The sequence below is a fragment of the Paenibacillus sp. OSY-SE genome, from assembly GCF_000283315.1.
Lineage (GTDB): Bacteria > Bacillota > Bacilli > Paenibacillales > Paenibacillaceae > Paenibacillus_B > Paenibacillus_B profundus.
Genome location: NZ_ALKF01000162.1, coordinates 1 through 17,424 on the forward strand (window position 1 = coordinate 1; position 17,424 = coordinate 17,424).

The 17,424-nt window shown below is 48.3% G+C and carries 20 protein-coding genes, 1 rRNA gene and 1 riboswitch; of the genes, 19 read left to right on the forward strand and 2 right to left on the reverse strand.

What is annotated here, in order from left to right:
• Window positions 1–87 (forward strand): 5S ribosomal RNA (rrf, locus tag A372_RS35375); the annotation flags it as partial.
• A gap of 110 nt (window positions 88–197) precedes the next feature.
• On the opposite strand, the gene A372_RS33530 is transcribed toward rrf, so the two are convergent.
• Window positions 198–599, reverse strand: coding sequence for a hypothetical protein (locus A372_RS33530; protein WP_237728502.1), 402 nt, complete (start codon window positions 597–599; stop codon window positions 198–200).
• Window positions 600–1,103: 504 nt separating this feature from the next.
• Here A372_RS33530 and A372_RS0107730 point away from each other — a divergent pair.
• The 10 genes from A372_RS0107730 (at window position 1,104) to rsmI (ending at window position 8,934) form a co-directional block, all read left to right on the forward strand.
• On the forward strand, window positions 1,104–1,286 hold the full coding sequence (locus tag A372_RS0107730) for a sigma factor G inhibitor Gin (RefSeq protein WP_019420262.1): 183 nt from the start codon (window positions 1,104–1,106) through the stop codon (window positions 1,284–1,286).
• A gap of 327 nt (window positions 1,287–1,613) precedes the next feature.
• Window positions 1,614–3,233 (forward strand): aminotransferase class I/II-fold pyridoxal phosphate-dependent enzyme, encoded by a 1,620-nt coding sequence (locus tag A372_RS0107735; RefSeq protein WP_019420263.1) that lies wholly within the window; start codon window positions 1,614–1,616, stop codon window positions 3,231–3,233.
• Window positions 3,230–3,895, forward strand: coding sequence for a dTMP kinase (gene tmk / locus A372_RS0107740; RefSeq protein WP_019420264.1), 666 nt, complete (start codon window positions 3,230–3,232; stop codon window positions 3,893–3,895). The genes A372_RS0107735 and tmk overlap by 4 nt, the downstream gene beginning before the upstream one ends.
• A 145-nt stretch (window positions 3,896–4,040) precedes the next feature.
• Window positions 4,041–4,370: a cyclic-di-AMP receptor gene (locus A372_RS0107745; protein WP_019420265.1), complete on the forward strand. Its 330-nt coding sequence runs from the start codon at window positions 4,041–4,043 to the stop codon at window positions 4,368–4,370.
• 24 nt (window positions 4,371–4,394) lie between these two features.
• Window positions 4,395–4,838 (forward strand): YaaR family protein, encoded by a 444-nt coding sequence (locus A372_RS0107750; protein WP_019420266.1) that lies wholly within the window; start codon window positions 4,395–4,397, stop codon window positions 4,836–4,838.
• Between the two features lie 85 nt (window positions 4,839–4,923).
• Window positions 4,924–5,904 carry a DNA polymerase III subunit delta' gene (holB, locus tag A372_RS0107755; RefSeq protein WP_019420267.1) on the forward strand — a complete coding sequence of 327 codons (981 nt, stop codon included), beginning with the start codon at window positions 4,924–4,926 and terminating at the stop codon, window positions 5,902–5,904.
• Complete coding sequence (locus A372_RS0107760; RefSeq protein WP_019420268.1) at window positions 5,905–6,705, forward strand: PSP1 domain-containing protein; 801 nt, start codon at window positions 5,905–5,907, stop codon at window positions 6,703–6,705.
• Window positions 6,706–6,739: 34 nt separating this feature from the next.
• The gene (yabA, locus tag A372_RS0107765) at window positions 6,740–7,126 is read left to right on the forward strand and encodes a DNA replication initiation control protein YabA (RefSeq protein ID WP_019420269.1); all 387 of its coding nucleotides are present in this window, start codon (window positions 6,740–6,742) and stop codon (window positions 7,124–7,126) included.
• Window positions 7,127–7,247: 121 nt separating this feature from the next.
• Window positions 7,248–8,012, forward strand: coding sequence for a methyltransferase (locus A372_RS0107770; RefSeq protein WP_019420270.1), 765 nt, complete (start codon window positions 7,248–7,250; stop codon window positions 8,010–8,012).
• Between the two features lies 1 nt (window position 8,013).
• Window positions 8,014–8,934 (forward strand): 16S rRNA (cytidine(1402)-2'-O)-methyltransferase, encoded by a 921-nt coding sequence (gene rsmI, locus A372_RS0107775; RefSeq protein ID WP_019420271.1) that lies wholly within the window; start codon window positions 8,014–8,016, stop codon window positions 8,932–8,934.
• 274 nt (window positions 8,935–9,208) lie between these two features.
• On the opposite strand, the gene A372_RS0107780 is transcribed toward rsmI, so the two are convergent.
• On the reverse strand, window positions 9,209–9,463 hold the full coding sequence (locus tag A372_RS0107780; protein WP_005545514.1) for an AbrB/MazE/SpoVT family DNA-binding domain-containing protein: 255 nt from the start codon (window positions 9,461–9,463) through the stop codon (window positions 9,209–9,211).
• Window positions 9,464–9,820: 357 nt separating this feature from the next.
• On the opposite strand from A372_RS0107780, the gene A372_RS0107785 reads away from it, so the two are divergent.
• The 8 genes from A372_RS0107785 (at window position 9,821) to A372_RS0107820 (ending at window position 17,412) form a co-directional block, all read left to right on the forward strand.
• Window positions 9,821–11,095, forward strand: coding sequence for an HD domain-containing protein (locus tag A372_RS0107785; RefSeq protein WP_019420272.1), 1,275 nt, complete (start codon window positions 9,821–9,823; stop codon window positions 11,093–11,095).
• A 94-nt stretch (window positions 11,096–11,189) separates the two neighbouring features.
• Complete coding sequence (locus A372_RS0107790; protein WP_019420273.1) at window positions 11,190–11,957, forward strand: TatD family hydrolase; 768 nt, start codon at window positions 11,190–11,192, stop codon at window positions 11,955–11,957.
• Window positions 11,958–12,149: 192 nt separating this feature from the next.
• Window positions 12,150–12,353: riboswitch (cyclic di-AMP (ydaO/yuaA leader) on the forward strand.
• Window positions 12,354–12,664: 311 nt separating this feature from the next.
• Window positions 12,665–13,786 (forward strand): 3D domain-containing protein, encoded by a 1,122-nt coding sequence (locus tag A372_RS0107795; protein ID WP_019420274.1) that lies wholly within the window; start codon window positions 12,665–12,667, stop codon window positions 13,784–13,786.
• Window positions 13,787–14,172: 386 nt separating this feature from the next.
• The gene (rnmV, locus tag A372_RS33535) at window positions 14,173–14,745 is read left to right on the forward strand and encodes a ribonuclease M5 (RefSeq protein WP_019420275.1); all 573 of its coding nucleotides are present in this window, start codon (window positions 14,173–14,175) and stop codon (window positions 14,743–14,745) included.
• A gap of 4 nt (window positions 14,746–14,749) precedes the next feature.
• Window positions 14,750–15,643 (forward strand): 16S rRNA (adenine(1518)-N(6)/adenine(1519)-N(6))-dimethyltransferase RsmA, encoded by an 894-nt coding sequence (gene rsmA / locus A372_RS0107805; RefSeq protein WP_019420276.1) that lies wholly within the window; start codon window positions 14,750–14,752, stop codon window positions 15,641–15,643.
• Window positions 15,644–15,739: 96 nt separating this feature from the next.
• Window positions 15,740–16,633: a sporulation peptidase YabG gene (yabG, locus tag A372_RS0107810; protein WP_019420277.1), complete on the forward strand. Its 894-nt coding sequence runs from the start codon at window positions 15,740–15,742 to the stop codon at window positions 16,631–16,633.
• Between the two features lie 147 nt (window positions 16,634–16,780).
• Complete coding sequence (gene veg / locus A372_RS0107815) at window positions 16,781–17,056, forward strand: biofilm formation stimulator Veg (protein ID WP_019420278.1); 276 nt, start codon at window positions 16,781–16,783, stop codon at window positions 17,054–17,056.
• Window positions 17,057–17,232: 176 nt separating this feature from the next.
• Entirely contained in the window at window positions 17,233–17,412 is a 180-nt protein-coding gene (locus A372_RS0107820) for a small, acid-soluble spore protein, alpha/beta type (RefSeq protein ID WP_019420279.1), read from the forward strand.
• Window positions 17,413–17,424 lie beyond the last annotated feature (12 nt).

Sequence of the window (17,424 nt, forward strand, 5' to 3'; positions counted from 1 at the left end):
GTACCCATCCCGAACACGACCGTTAAGCCCTCCAGCGCCGATGGTACTTGGACCGCAGGGTCCCGGGAGAGTAGGACGTTGCCAAGCAGACAAAGCCCACTGATGATTCTCATTGGTGGGCTTTTTTTGTTTATATATGTTTTTTAGGTGAGAATATAGAAGGTAAAAAAACACCCGGTTCCGGGTGTCTTAACTTGTTACGCTTTATATACAGAAAGATCGGACTCATTCAGCTTTACTAAGCCATTTTTTCCTTCGGCAAGAGCAGATAAGGTACCGAATATGCGGGGGACCATTAACCATAAATGCCAAAACACGAGTTGCAGTGTGAGCCCCATAGGAAGCCAAGGACTGAGGATACCGATGACGATGAACGTAATAAAAGTGGTGTGCCACAATATTTTTGACCAATACCGATGACTAATAAATTGCTGTTCTTGCGGCAGAAAGCCTATCCATGGCATTCGCCATCTCCACGTCCATCTTCCTTTATACGAATAACGGTCAATGACGAAGACAGATCTTCCAGTAACGTAATGAACCCATCCGATAACAATCCATGAAGTAACTACATATGCAATGCCGATCACACCGCTCATATATATTGCCGCTAAGAGTGATATCGCGGCCAGTAAGAGATAACAAGTTGAAAAAGCGCGAACAAACCTGACCTTTTTCAAGAGTTGATAATGATAAAAGGTTCGATCATTGTTTAATAAGGTCATCGTACGTTTCATCCCTTTCGTCATCTTGAGGAATAGGTTATATATCGGAATATTGTCTATGAAAATGTAGAATAGCTGTGAAAAAGCAAGGCGATACACTGTCCATAGAAAAAGGACACATACGCTGTATATACGCATAGAACGTACAGACACCAATACAGTCGTTTGCTCATAAACTTACTTGTAGAACCGACCGCAACACCGTCATGTGACGAACAATGATAGTGTTTCTCGCATGAAATTAGGTCAAGTACAGGGGGATACTCAGCATATTTAGGTCACACTCATTAAAAAAGTTATGAAAGCAACTATGAAACTGGTATAAATCCATAGAGTATGGGGCATACTAGCTATAAAACGTCCAAAGGTGGGATTGCCATGGAAAATCAGGAGACACACTGCATTGTGTGTGGTGAAGCGACGAATGACGGCATTACGGTCGTCAATCAGTTCATTTGTACCTCCTGTGAGCAGGAGATGGTCAAGACCGATGTGCAGGACAAAAAATATTCTTTTTTCATTCATCGTTTAAAACGTTTGTGGGTGCACATTAATGCATAAGGTCATAGGATGAGAGCTCAACTACTGGGCTCTTTTTTGCTATTTGGTTAGGATAAAGGATGAAGCTAAGCTTAATATAAGCTACAATTAAAGAGGTTGTTCAAAAAGTTCCCTTTTGACCATTAAGACCTCGATAGAGGTTTTCTCATCACGAAGATCATCTGGTAGTATTTCGACATCGAATCTTGCATTCATTCTTGAAGAGCTTGCTTCCGATGTAGTTTTACTGCGAAAACTTGTACTTCTCGGTGCTGAAAAGTGGTCTTTTTGAACACGCACTTAAAGTACAGGCAAGCTAGAATGGCACACGTAAAGGGGCATATCGGCATGAACCGAAGTGAACAACAATCTGAAAATCGACTTTTTGACGTTAGGGCCCCCTTAGCGGAGGCTTTGCTTCATTATATAAGTGAGAAACGCACCTCGTTCCATGTTCCCGGACACAAAAACGGGGCGGTGTACAAGCAAGCTGTGCAAGAAACCGTGGGGGAGCAACAGGAACTGCTGCATCGTATGGCACAGCTGTTAGCTATCGATGTAACTGAAATTGAAGGGACGGATGATCTCCACCATCCGATGGGGGTCATTGCAGAGGCTCAGCAGTTAGCGGCTCATTGCTTCGGCGCTGAAGAAACGCATTTTCTTGTAGGAGGAAGCACGGTAGGTAATATGGCGCTTCTTATGAGCTGCTGCAGTCAACCGGGGGATCTCATTCTTGTACAGCGGAATGTGCACAAATCGGTCCTCCACGCCTTAATGATGGCCGGGGCGCGGGCCGTATTTCTTACTCCAAGGATAGATAAGGTCAGCGGCTTGGCTACCGCACCACATATTGATGTCTTAGCGGGGGCTTTGCAAGAATACCCTGAGGCGAAGGCTGTATTCTTGACCAATCCGAATTACTACGGCATGGGCATCGATTTGCGGCCGTTTACTCAAGCGGCACACCGACATGAGATACCACTCATCGTGGATGAAGCCCATGGGGCCCATTATGGACTGCATCCGTCCTTTCCCGAATCGGCCTTAGCGATGGGGGCAGACGGTGTTGTGCAATCTACGCATAAGATGCTGAGTGGCATGACGATGAGCGCCATGCTGCATGTGCAAGGGCCTTACGTTGCAAGGAAGCGGTTGAAGCAACTACTGACAATGCTGCAGAGTTCGAGCCCCTCCTATCCGCTAATGGCTTCGTTAGACGTTAGCCGCCAATGGATTGACGTTAAGGGGGCGCAAGCCTTTGAGCAAGGGCTGGCAGCCGCAATGTGGCTGCGCGAACAGATGCATCAGCTGCCGAGGTTCGAACTGCTGGTCAAGCAAGAGCCTTACGTATCAGTTGAACAGAGCGAACCATGCGGAAGCAACGATTTTTCGGCCTTTGACAATCTGGATCCAATGAAAGTGGTTATTCGGGAAAAAGACGATTACATTAGCGGATACGACCTCCTTGAAAAGCTTGCGGAATACGGCTGTGTCGCTGAGATGGCTGACCTTCGACACGTCGTATTCGTATTCACGCTGGGCAGCACGCTGCAGGATGCGAGGCGCTTAATTGAGGCATTGCAATCGATCGCGGTGTCAATGGGTAATAAACCTTCATATGATGGTACTGGTACACAGGCGATCACCCAGTCAATTGGAAGCTTGACGTCGTCTCGGCCTCATTCTGAGCCGGTTCCTTTTTCTATCTATGAAGCCAATGTCGGCACCACGCAGCAAGTTCTGCTGCAAGAGGCGGCAGGCATGGTAGCTGCAGAAGCCGTTATCCCGTATCCGCCAGGCATTCCGCTCCTATATCGTGGTGAAACCATCACAGCAGCGGCTGTGAATGAGCTGGCGAAGCTTGCTGCAGCTGGGGCGAAGTGTCACGATGCAGAGGATTACAGCTTGCAGACGATTAAAGTATATGTAACGAAGGATCAGATGGGAAAAGGGGAACTGAGATGACAGATAGACAACGTCCTGGCTGGTTCATTACACTTGAAGGCGGGGAGGGCGCGGGAAAGACGACCGCGATACAGCAGCTCACGGAGTACCTTAATACCCGCGGACTTGATGTGGTCGTAACCCGTGAACCCGGAGGCATTCCGATTGCGGAACAGATTCGCCATATTATTCTTGACCCGTCTCATACGACGATGGATGCGCGCACGGAAGCGCTGCTGTATGCGGCAGCCCGACGCCAGCATCTGGTCGAGAAGGTAATTCCAGCACTAGAGAAGGGAGCTGTCGTATTATGCGATCGCTTCGTGGACAGCAGTCTTGCTTATCAGGGACATGCGCGCGGCTTAGGCATGGAAGCGGTGTGGGAAATTAACCGTTTTGCCATTCATGACACGATGCCGGACGTGACGTTCTGGCTCGATATCGAGCCAGAGATCGGACTTGGCCGAATTGCGGCGAACCATACGCGTGAATTCAATCGGCTCGATCAAGAGCAGCTTGCATTTCATCAAGCGGTGCGCGAAGGATATGTTCAATTGGCAGAGCTTCATGAAGAGCGCATCGTCCGCATCGACGCCAATCAGTCGAGTGAGTGCATTATGAGCCAAATGTTCGACATTTTATATGAACGAACGCAGGATTTCATGGTACGAACGTGTAAGTAAGTAGGAATAAACAATCACTACTTGAATTGAATTATAAGAGGTTGTTCAAAAAGCCCCCTTTTGATCACGAAGTATTTCAAGAATTGATTCGGTCGGTGCTGAAAAGCGGCCTTTTTGAACACGAACTATAAGGAGGATGACAGGCATGAAAATGATTGTAGCCATCGTACAGGACAAAGATAGCAATCGTCTTTCCGGTGCATTAGTCAAAGCGAACTTTCGTGCAACAAAGCTGGCGAGTACAGGTGGATTTTTGCGAGCGGGCAATACGACGTTCATGATCGGTGTCGATGATGATCAAGTTGGTGCCGTCCTGAATGTCATCCGCAACAACTGTAAAGTAAGAGATCAATTGGTAACGCCAGTAACACCACTTAGCGGCACGACGGATTCGTATATGCCTTTGCCTGTAGAGGTGCAGGTTGGCGGAGCGACTGTGTTCGTATTGCCGGTTGAACGATTTGAGCAATTCTAGACCATTGATTGCAGGTGATATGAAGTGAAAATCAATCCCGGATATCGTCCACTAGGTCAAGACGTCCGCATGGGCGAATCTCTAACCAAGCCGATTCAGCACAAATCGTTCGCAGACATGATGCATCATAGCCATGAGCGCTCCAGCGGTGAGGAGCTGCAGCAGCGGCTGCAGGACATTCACCGGCAAGGTGAGCGTCTCGCCAAGTCGATGACAGTAAGAGAGTTGCGTCAGTATCGGACGTTGGTGAAGCGGTTCTTGGAAGATACGGTTCGTCAGGGGATGAAGATCCGCGACGCGCGCGGCTGGGATCGCCGGGGACGGAACAAACGGTATAAACTCGTGGATGAAATTGATGAAGCGTTGATTGCATTAGCGGAGGAATTGTTGGAGACCGAGCAGGGCAAAATAGAGCTCTTGCAAAAAGTCGGAGAAATCCGTGGCATGCTGATCAATTTATGCTACTGAATCTAAATATCCAACATATGTTTTTATAGAGGTAGTTCAAAAAGTCCCCTTTTGAACACTTATTGATAGGAAGGATTACAAGGCGATGTCGTTTGAACACATATTAGGGCAAGAACGAGCTAAAAAAATATTGCAGAATGGTCTGCGTTCGGGTAAGGTCTCACATGCATATTTGTTCAGCGGTCCGAAAGGTACGGGGAAGCTTGGGGCGGCTTTTACGTTTACGAAAGCACTGTTCTGCGAACGGCTGCAGGATGATGCTTGCGATGAATGCCTGTCTTGCCGGAAAATCGAGCATGGCAATCATCCAGATGTGCAAGTGATCTCACCCGAAGGTCAGAGTATTAAAATCGACCAAATTAGAGAGCTTCAGCGAGAGTTCTCTTATCGCACCCATGCGGCTGGGCGCAAGGTGTATATTATAGAGCAGGCGGAGAGTATGACTGTGCAAGCGGCCAACAGCCTGCTTAAATTTTTGGAGGAGCCGACGAGTCCGATTACTGCGATTCTTATTACAGAAAATGGTCAAGCTATGCTCCCTACCATTCAGTCCCGTTCGCAAGGGGTACCTTTTACCCCGCAAGATCCGCAAATAATCTGCAGCGAATTGATAAAACAAGGATGTCCGGCTGCGTTAGCGCGCGCCGCCGTTCACGTCGTGAACGGATTGGATGCTGGCATACAGCTGTGCCAACAGAATTGGTTTGCAGAACTAAGAAACGTAATGTTACAATTAGGAAAGGAGTGCGGAACACGATTGTCTTCCGCGCTTCTTATGGCACAGCAGAAGGTGTTCAAGACCGAGCTTGCAGAGCATGCGGACATGCTGTTTCGTTTGTTCCATCTCTGGTTTCGAGATATGTTGAACTACCAATACAACCGGCAGGACAGCCTCGTCTTTCGAGATCAGCTTGATGCGATAGGCAAGTTGGCCTGGACGAAATCGGCTGAAGGGTGGATTCGGTGCATGGATGCGGCGACAGAGGCGCAGAAGCGGGTACGCGCCAATGTAAGTCCGCAGCTTGCGTTCGAGCAGTTTCTGGTTGGGATGCAAGGAGGTACTTGATTGTATAATGTAGTCGGCGTCCGTTTTAAAAGAGCGGGCAAAATTTATTATTTCGACCCGGTCGAGTGGCCGGTCCAGAGGGACCAGCATGTGATCGTCGAAACGGCGCGCGGCATCGAGTACGGCAAAGTCGTCATCGGTCCGAAGATCGTCGGCGAGAACGATGTAGTGCTTCCCTTAAAGAAGGTAATTCGTATCGCCAATGAAGCAGATGCTTCTTTGGTGGAATCGAATCGTCAAGCAGCTAAGGATGCCTTTACCACCTGTATTGAGAAGATACGGGCTCATCAATTAAAGATGAAGCTGGTGGATGTAGAGTATACGTTTGACCGGAACAAAATTATCTTTTACTTTACGGCAGAAGGCCGCGTAGATTTTCGTGAGCTGGTAAAGGATTTGGCCAGCGTATTCCGCACTCGGATTGAACTTCGACAAATCGGGGTACGGGATGAAGCGAAGATGCTGGGCGGTATCGGCCCATGCGGACGGGTATTATGCTGCTCCTCATGGTTAGGTGATTTTGAACCGGTATCTATAAAAATGGCAAAAGACCAGAACTTATCGTTGAATCCTACCAAAATATCCGGTTTGTGCGGTCGTTTGATGTGCTGTCTGAAGTACGAGCATGACAATTACGAAAGCGCCAAGGAAGAACTTCCGACGGTAGGAAAATGGGTTGTCACGTCGTACGGAGAAGGCAAAGTTGTCGGCATCAATGCTGGCGAGCGAAAGGTGCATGTTCAGCTGGCTGAGATAAGTAAAGTCAAAGAGCTTCCTTTTGACGACGTTGTTGTAAAATAATGTGGCGGACTTTTTCACGCTCTGGGGTGGGAACTTGGAGAAGAAAGACATTTTTGCGCAGATTCATGAATTGGAAACGCATATGGGAGACCTTCATCAAGAGCTTGGTGCGCTGAAACTCGTCGTCAAAGAACTGCTGGAAGAGAATCAACGCTTGTGGATGGAGAATCAGCAATTGCGCAAAGTGCTGCACCACGAACACCATGAACATTTGGAAGCCTTGCCGGAAGCAGAGGGGGAGTCAGTGCCCGCAGCCGACGATCCTGATCTTTTTAGCGAGGCCAAGGAAAATGTGGTTGGCGAAGGTTACGACAATTTAGCGCGGCTGTACCATGAAGGGTTTCACATTTGCAACGTGTATTATGGACATTTGCGGACGGAAGGCGATTGTTTGTTCTGTCTGTCCTTCCTAAATAAATAACCGCGGCCGTAGGTGAGCGGGAACGGATAAGTTCCCCCGCCTACGGCTTCTTCATATCTAAAGGGGTGGGCCGACTGGCCAAAGTATGGATGCAGGTAAAGGTAGGGGAGTTATGAAAAAAATGAGCGAGACGGTGAAGCTTCAGCCTTCGGAACGGATTGATGATTTACTGACACATGAGCTGAAAATCATTCAAAGCTCCGAAGTGTTTAGCTTCTCCATGGATGCCGTGCTGCTGGCACGGTTTGCGACTGTTCCGGCACGCGGGCGGATTATGGATTTGTGTACGGGCAACGGTGTAGTTCCATTGTTGCTATCGACACGGACCAAAGCGGACATCGACGGCTTAGAAATTCAACCGCGATTAGCCGAGATGGCAAGCCGCAGTGTGCAACTGAATGGATTGCAGGAGCGGGTGACGATAATGGCAGGCGATTTAAAAACGTTTCAGCCGCGGCCGGAACGTCCGTATTACGAGCTCGTGACCGTCAATCCGCCATACATGCCGATTCAGACGGGTGATACGAAGGTGAATAAGCATCAGGCGCTGGCCCGCCACGAAGTGGCATGTACGTTGGAAGATGTTATCCGCACATGCTCGAGGTTGCTAAGGACGGGCGGAAAAATGGCGATGGTGCATAGGCCTTCCCGCTTGACGGACATGATGGCGCTCATGCGGCAGTATCGGCTTGAACCGAAGCGAATTCGCTTTGTTCACCCGCGAGCAGGCACGGAAGCCAATATGGTGCTAATCGAAGCGGCTCGGGACGGGAAGCCGGATGTGCGGTTGCTGCCGCCGCTAATCGTATATAATGAAGGAAATGAGTACTGTGAGGAATTAATGGACATTTATTATGACCAAGCATCGCAGTTGAAGGATGGATAACATGAACATAACGGAACAATATAGTTATCAAGACGCCTCCGACAGAAGTGGAGCGCTCTATTTAGTCGGAACGCCGATCGGCAATCTGGAGGATATGACGTACCGTGCCGTACGGACGCTGACAGAAGCGGATATTATTGCCGCGGAGGATACGCGCGAGACGCGAAAGCTCCTCAGCCATTTTGAGATTCACGGGAAGACGTTGTACAGCTACCATGAGCATAATAAGCAGGCCAGCGGCCCGGAGCTGGTGCGGATCATGCAGGAAGGGAAGCGTATCGCCCTCGTGAGCGACGCCGGTCTGCCAGCCATCTCCGACCCGGGAGCCGATCTGGTCCGGATGACGATAGAAGCTGAGCTTCCCGTCATTCCGATTCCCGGCCCCAACGCCGCACTCTCAGCGCTCATCGCATCGGGGCTGCCGACCGAACGGTTCACGTTCGCAGGCTTTCTGCCCCGCGATAGGAAACGCGCCGAGTTGATGCTGGCGTCACTTACAGCAGAGGCTGGCACGCTTCTCTTCTATGAGTCGCCGCACCGCGTCGCAAAGACACTTGAACGTATCGTGAATACGTTCGGTGCGAACCGACGCATGACGCTGGCCCGTGAGTTAACGAAGCGCTATGAGCACTTCGTCCGTGGCAATGTAAATGAATGTCTTGCTTACGTACTGGAGCATCCGCCGCTTGGCGAGTGCTGCCTCGTGGTTGAAGGGGCAAGCGAAGACGAGACAGCTGCAGCGGAGGCCAGTCAGGCTTGGTGGCAGCCACTAAGTGAAGAAGAGCACGTAGCGCATTACGAAAGGGAGCAACATATTTCCCGTAAAGATGCGATGAAGCTGGCTGCCAAAGATCGCGGCGTCTCGAGACGGGATATTTATCAAGCTTTGTTGCAAATGGAAAAGGAAAGACAAGATGATTAGAAATAGAATAAATGCTGAATAGAACAAATTTTATAAAAAAAATGAGTGGGCAGGAGTGAATGGAGCGAAGAAGGTTGTGGTAACTTCATCCTGTCGCCAACGTAATCATTGGAGAGAAGCGGGCATGATGAAGTGCTGATAGGGCGTGAAACCCGCGCCCCACAACAAAAAAAAGACCCTCATGGTTGGGTTCAATAACCATGAGGGCATCAAGGAAGATATGAAAAAGGTTAGAATTAACATGTGTGATTAGTGCTATTATATACTATTTTTCTTATTTTGTCACAGGTTGAGGAATTTCCGAAATACATTCGTGACAAACAATTTTTCCTTTAAAGTATGTAACGTTTTCAGCATTGCCGCAGAAGATGCATGCAGGCTCATATTTTTTCAGCATGATGCGCTCTCCATCCACGTAAATTTCCAGCGCATCTTTTTCACCGATTCCAAGGGTGCGGCGAAGCTCGATTGGAATGACGACACGACCCAGTTCATCAACTTTACGAACGATACCAGTGGACTTCATCATAGTTTAACGCTCTCCTCTTTAATTACATAATAAGTCACAATTCGACAAATTTCTAATTTGGCTGTTTATTATCGTACCAACCATTCCCAAATTAGTCAACCTGTAAAATTCGTAGATATCGTGCTAATTTATGGTTTTTAGCATTTTTTTAACTGAAATTTAACTATTTTTTACGATTTACTACTCACATTTGCACTTAGATGGTGTTTTTTGTTAGGAAATAAAGGGAAACGCGAATAAACAAAACCTTTTCGACAACATCATCGATTTTAAAAACGATGTCGAATAAACTAATAATGCAAACCTCTAATAATCTTTGCAAGCTGTTTAAATATGCTCAGAGGGGAGTGAAGTCCCATGTTAAAAGAAGAAAAGGTATTTAAAGACCCGGTTCACAATTACGTGCATGTTCAGGATCGCACGATCTGGGATCTCATTAATACGAAAGAATTTCAGCGGCTGCGCCGCATTCGCCAGCTCGGTACGTCATACTTGACGTTTCACGGGGCAGAGCATAGCCGATTTTCCCACTCACTCGGTGTATATGAAATCACACGCCGCATCATTTCCCAATTCGAACGCAATGGCTATGAGGATTGGCCACAGGAACAACGGCTCGTCGCGTTATGTGCCGCCTTGCTCCATGATGTAGGGCACGGGCCGTTTTCCCATTCCATTGAAGAGGCGTTCGGCATGTTCCACGAAGATTGGACATGCCGTATTATATTGGAAGATTCTGAAATTCACCAGGTGCTGCAGCGAATTGATCCGGCATTGCCAGAGCAGGTAGCTGCGGTCATTCGCAAGACGTATGCTTATCCGATTGTCGTCAATTTGGTGTCTGGTCCGCTTGATGCGGATCGTATGGATTATTTGCTTCGGGACGCCTATTTTACGGGTGTCAATTACGGCACTTTTGATATTGACCGTATACTGCGGCTCGTACGTCCATATAAAGATCGGATCGTCGTGAAGGAAAGCGGTATGCATGCGGTAGAGCATTACTTGCTCTCACGATATGAAATGTATTGGCAGGTTTATTTTCACCCCGTTACACGCAGTTCGGAAATGGTGCTGAGGCACATTTTCAAGCGGGCCAAGGAGCTTTATTTGCAGGGCTACTCATTCCGCTATTTTTTGGAACCGCTTGATGCGCTGTTTGAAGGGACGTTGACAACCACACAGTATGTGCAGTTGGATGAGGCTTTTGTACAGACTGCCTTTATGCAATGGATAAATGAACCGGATGAGCTTCTCGCCGACTTGTGTCAGCGATTCATCGAGCGTAAACTGTACAAGTATATTGAAGTGGATGAGTTGAATGCTGAATGGCTGTGCCGTGAATGGCATGCGGCAGGCTTGAATCCGGACTACGACATTATGTTCGATTCACCTTCGGATAATCCGTATGATGTGTATCGCTCGGGAGACGAACCGACGCAGCAGCACATATTGCTGTGGGATGGTCATGACCAAGTGATGGAATTGTCCAAAAAATCGGACATCGTGCGTTCCATCAGCGGCATTCGCCGTGGAAATCATTACATTTATTTCCCGATGGACAAGCTTCAAGCGGTGGAACACCGGCTCACGGATGAAGTGAAGCGGATGTTCCTGCAGCGAAAAAATTGAGTCCAAGAACTGGTCGATGGATGGAAAGTGAAACAAGCTCTTTAAATTAAGAAGGAGAAAGTAATCAATACAATTTTAAAAGGAGCGCATTGACGTGTTATTTGATACGCATACCCATTTGGACAACGAAGCATTTGACGAGGATCGCGAGGCAATGATCGCTCATGCTGTGGAGCAGGGCGTTACACGTATGGTCAATGTCGGCTTTAACCGCGAGACTATTCCTACAACAATGGCGTTAGCTGAGAAATATGATTTCATATATGCGGCTGTAGGCTGGCATCCGGTGGATGCCATAACGATGAAGCCAGAGGATATCGATTGGATTGCCGAGCTCACCAAGCATGACAAAGTCGTCGCCATCGGCGAGATTGGTCTCGACTATCATTGGGATACTTCACCGAAGGATGTTCAGCAGCGTGTATTTCGTCAGCAGATCGGGCTGGCCCGGGAGTTGAACATGCCCATCGTCATTCATAATCGCGAGGCGCATGAAGATGTGATTCGTATTTTGCGTGAAGAGAAGGCGAGTGAAGTCGGCGGGATTATGCATTCCTTCTCTGGCAGCTGGGAGACTGCAAAAATGTGTCTGGACATGGGGTTCTACCTTTCCTTTGGCGGACCGATTACGTTTAAAAATGCAAAGCAGCCCAAAGAAGTGCTTGTAAAGATACCCGATGACCGATTACTCGTCGAAACGGATTCCCCATATTTGACTCCTCACCCTTTTCGCGGGAAAAGAAACGAGTCTGCTCATGTGCGTCTCGTAGCAGAGGCAGCGGCGCAATTGAAAGGAATGGAATTTGAAGAATTTTGCAGAATAACGACTGAAAACGGACTGACATGTTTTGACATACGGTGAAAATCAATGAAAAACCGATGAAATAAAGTTCTAGACCACAAGATAAGTGGATTTGTTCACGAAAAAGCGATTTTGTTACTTTTTTTTAACCCTTTTTGACTTAAAACGTGATTGATACCATCTTTACAAGGTGATTGCAAACACGATATGATTTCTCACAGATGTTCGTAAACACTTGAATATTGTTCCAACCAACCAGTATCGCTTAATCTCCATTTTGGAGAGCGGGGGAACCAAAGCGCGAACAATCCGGGAATGAATACATGTTCATTCATGCGGAATGTATCCTAGGGGTGAATTCTGAACAGCCGAGCCATGAGCCGGTGAGTTGAGATAGGGCGACTCTCACAAGCCCGAACCCGACAGCTAACCTCGTCAGCGTATCGGAGAGAGGGGTCCGCGTGCGTCCTACACTGTTGACGTTTGGGTTTCATTTGGGAAGCCACGACAAGAGTCGCCTCTTACGCTAGGCTTCTTTTGTTTTCTCTTGAAACTTCTTTTTTCGAATAAAGAAAAGAAAGACGTCATAGGGTTATGAAATAGGAGGTGGGAGCAGCCGTTACTGGAGTTGGTGTGAAGAATTCGACCATAGCTTGCACATGAGCTCGATAGATGAACGTATTCTTCGCAAACATTCTTGATATAGTCGCGTCAGATGGAATCATGCAAAACACTCGACGGCGGGACTATGTAAGGAGGACCGAGAAGTGGGAGAGATCGTTAATGACGAAACCCATGAACCCCGATCATCCAGCATGTCGCTCGCAATGCGATGGAAGCATGAAAATGTACGTGTCGTGTCTGTCATTGCTGCTGTTGCGGTTGTTATCACGTTGATTACGGTATTATATATGTATGGTGCATCGAAGAAGACACTGTCCATCCGCGTAGATGGACAAGAGCACGCTATAGAAACACGCCAAGATACGCTTCGTAATGTTTTGGATGAGCATGCGATAGCGGTAGGGGCACATGATGCCGTATCCAAACCGTTGGATACGGAAATAACAGATGGCGATAAGATCGTCATCGAACGCGCGTTACCCGTTAACGTGATGGTAGACGGACAGAAGAAGACGCATTATACGACCAAAAAATCGGTGAGCGAGGCTTTAGTATCGCTTCAAATACCTGTCAAGACGGCTGACAAGGTATATCCGGGTCAAGATGCTGCCGTTGCAAATAATATGGACATTCGTATCGTGCGTGTCAGTAAGAACGTAGAAGAGCGAAAAGTGAAGGTTCCATTCCAAGTCGTCAAGAAAGCTGATCCTACCTTGTTGAAGGGGAAGACGAAGACGGTTCAAAAGGGGAAAGAGGGAATCGTCGTCCAAAAGATTGAAAAAGTATATGAGGACGGCAAACTCGTATATTCGAAGTTAGTGGATAAGTCCGTTCAGACGAAGCAGGTCAATCAGGTTCTAGCCTATGGAACGAAGAAGGAACCTGAAGTGGTCGTTCTGTCGGCAAGCTCTCCGAGTGTCGGCTCTGGCAAAGGGGGCAAGGTCGGCTTCGATTACAAGGATATGCTGGAGAACGTTCAATTAACCGCCTATACGGAACAAGAAGGGTCACCGGGAGCCAAGACCGCCTCCGGCACCAAGGTGGTGGAAGGACGTACGATCGCGGTAGATCCGAAGCTCATTCCGCTTGGATGGTGGGTGTATATCGAGGGCGTCGGATTCCGACGTGCTGAAGATACAGGCGGAGCGGTAAAAGGTAAAATTATTGACGTTTATTACGAAAGCAAAGGTGCTGTACGCAAGTTTGGCAGGAAAAAGGGCCATACGGTGTATGTGATCGGTCCGGTGAAGCCGGAAGCGAATTAATTGATTCGATGACGCGGCAGAAGCCACGCGGTTTGCTGCCGTGTATTTAGGATATAGTAATGAATAACGATTTATGTCATGCTAAGAAGAGGGAGATCCCTCTTCTTTTGTGCTTTTTAGAGTTGTTCAAAAAGTCCCCTTTTGATCACGGAGTATCGCAAGATGTGATTCGGCATCGAATCTTGCATTCACCCTCGAAGAGGTTATGCTTCCGAAGTATGTTTCCTACGGAAACATTTCAGGTGCTCATGTAGTCTCGCCTACACCGCGCTCCTCCTTCTTCGGGTTCTTGCAACCTCCTCGGTGCTGAAAAGCGGCCTTTTTGAACATCTATTTAAATAAGTTACGTGCTCAAAAGTGGGGGACATGAGGAAGGAGTAAGAACGTTGATACGAGAAGTAATCGTCGTGGAAGGAAAAGACGACACCGTTGCAATTCAGCGCGCTGTGGAAGCCGATACGATCGAGACGGGGGGATCGGCTCTCAATGATATGACCATCCGCCGCATTGCTCTGGCGCAAGAGCGGCGCGGTGTTATTATATTTACGGATCCCGACCATGCCGGGGAGCGCATTCGCAAGCTGATCGCTGCGCAGGTTCCCGGCTGCAAGCACGCGTTCTTGCCAAGGCACGAGGCGATTGCAAAAGGGGATCTCGGGGTGGAGAACGCCTCCCCTGAAGCGGTACGTAGAGCGCTGCAGCAGATACGGACAGAAATGCCTGCATTACATACGGAGCTTACGTGGACAGATTTGGTGGAAGCTGGGCTTACAACTTTTGCAGGTTCCGCCGAACGCCGCAGACAATTGGGTGAAAGACTGGGTATCGGCTATTGCAATGCGAAGCAGATGTTAAAACGCTGCGCTATGTTTCAAATCGGGCGGGAAGAGTTCGAACAGGCATTGCATGAACTGGAGGAATCCAATCTCACCGCGCAACAACAGCAGAAGGAGACATGAACGAATGAATCACTCGTTTACGGATATTGCAACACCTTCGCGAACGAAGGAAATTGTTCGCAAACACGGCTTCTCTTTTAAGAAGAGCTTGGGACAAAATTTCTTGATCGATATGAATATAATGCGGCGCATTGTCGATGCAGCCGAACTGGATGCCTCTACAGGGGCTTTAGAGATTGGTCCAGGGATTGGAGCGCTTACCGAACAGTTGGCGAAGCGAGCGGGCCGTGTAGCGGCTGTAGAGATTGATCAGCGTCTCATCCCCATTCTGGACGAAGTGATGGAACCATATCCAAATGTGCAGGTCGTTCATGGCGATGTGCTGAAGGTGGATTTGCAAGAGTTATTCCGCGAACAGTTTCATGGGATGGACAAGGTAAGCGTCGTGGCCAACCTTCCTTACTACGTGACCACACCGATTATGATGAAGCTGTTGGAAGAACAACTTCCGCTGAAGCATATTGTCGTCATGATACAGAAGGAAGTGGCTGAGCGCATGGCAGCGAGTCCGGGAGGCAAGGATTACGGCAGCTTAAGTGTGGCTGTGCAATACTATGCCGAGCCAGAGCTGATTTGCACTGTTCCGGGTACGGTCTTTATCCCGCAGCCTAATGTAGAGTCTACCGTTATTCGACTGCGCGTAAGGGAGGAGCCTCCTGTTCAAGTAGCGGACGAGCAGCATCTATTTGAGGTCGTGCAGGCGAGCTTTGCTCAGCGGCGCAAGACGCTGTGGAACAATTTAAAGGCGCGCTACGGCAGCGTGTGTGGAACGGATGCGCTGGCTGAAGCGGTTGCTACTGCCGGCATTGAGCCGACAAGACGCGGGGAGACGCTGTCTCTTGAAGAATTTGCCCGCTTAAGCGATAGCATAGGACGTGCGGTCAACGCAGCTGAATAATTCAGCACGGTGCGAGCTAACCGTGATGGTCGCCAATGTAGGCAATCACCAAACTGCACTTTTGCCCATAGGATAGTTGGAGAGGTGATCGATCCTATGAAGCAAGGAGATCTGGTCGTACGTAAGTCATACGGCGGCGATATTACATTCCGCATTGATGCGGTTTTTCAGGATACGGCGATTATAAAAGGGACTGAATTTCGTCTGCTCGCCGATTCTCCAGTTCGAGATTTGGTCAATGTTTCGCAAGCAACAATTAAGCGTCGTACGCAGCAAGCTCATATTACTATGCTGGAATCAGTCAAGGCAATTGAGCAACATCAACGCCAACAGACCGAACGCCGCCGCGCCGAGTTTCAATTTGCCGAGGTTCCCCATTCATCTGCTTATTTTGATATGCCTGGCAAGGTGCTTCATTTGGATGGTGATTCGAACTATTTGCAGAAGAGCATGGCGATATATAATCAGCTTCGAGTACCGGCCGAGGGGCATTACGTGCATGAGGCGAATATGGCGGATATGCTGTACCGCTTGCTTCCCCGCGTGCATCCGGACATCGTCGTCATTACAGGGCATGATGGAGTATTGAAAAGTATGAAGGATCGGGATTTATATAGCTTGCAAAGCTATAAAAATTCAAAAAATTTCGTGAATGCCGTACAAACCGCGAGACAGTTCGAACGCCATCTTGATTTACTGACCATCGTAGCGGGAGCTTGCCAATCCCATTTCGAGGCGCTGCTGCAATCTGGTGCGAACTTCGCCAGTTCACCCGGCCGGATTATGATTCATGCATTGGATCCGGTGTATGTCGCTGTGCAAGCCTCGTATACGTCGATTCGCGAAACGGTACAGATAGGCGATATCACATCACATACGATGACGGGACTGGAAGGAGTGGGCGGAATCGAGACACGAGGGAGCTATCGTGTTGGGATGCCGAAATGGAAAGATTTATCCAATTTGGACGTAACACCGTCCGTAATTTGAATAAAAAACGATGAATTGTAGAAACTTAAGAAATTGGGCAAAAAAACACATTGACACCTAACAAAGCTTGTTGTTATAATTATTTATTTAATTTGACATTTCCTCTAACTTTGTTTATAATGGACAAGGAAAGAGGTGGTAGCTACAATGGCGAGAAATGCGCTATTTGAAATTCGTCGCTGTCTTGAAGCTCATGTCGGCCAGAAGATTTTGCTCCGTGCAAACGGTGGTCGTCGTAAGACGATTGAACGCACGGGTGTGTTGGAAGAAACCTACCCTTCTGTATTTATTGTCAAGTTGGACCAGGAACAGAACGCGTTCAAACGAGTGTCCTATAGCTATGCAGATATATTAACAGAATCGGTCGAAGTGACCGTATGCGCCGAGAATGGCGAAATGAAGATTGAATACGTTCGTGGTTGAACGTTCATGACGGGCAGTCCTTAATGGGCTGCTTTTTTGTTGCCCACAAATATGATCGGCTTGCAGCGAATAACCCCTTTTGCTGTAACCAACATTATAGATACACGCCTCGCGCAGCGTTTTAAATGCGCCACATTTTTGGAATCGGTCCGGATTCCGCCGAAGGAGGTATGACGATGAGTCGAAGAAGACGCAGCAGCTTTATGTCTGAGGAGTTGAAGTACGAATTAGCAAAAGACCTCGGCTTCTATGACACCGTTACCCAATATGGGTGGGGAGCCATCCGAGCCAAAGATGCAGGAGATATGGTAAAGCGTGCCATTCAATTGGCCGAGCAAGCCGCAGCGAAGAAATAATTGATTGTTCTG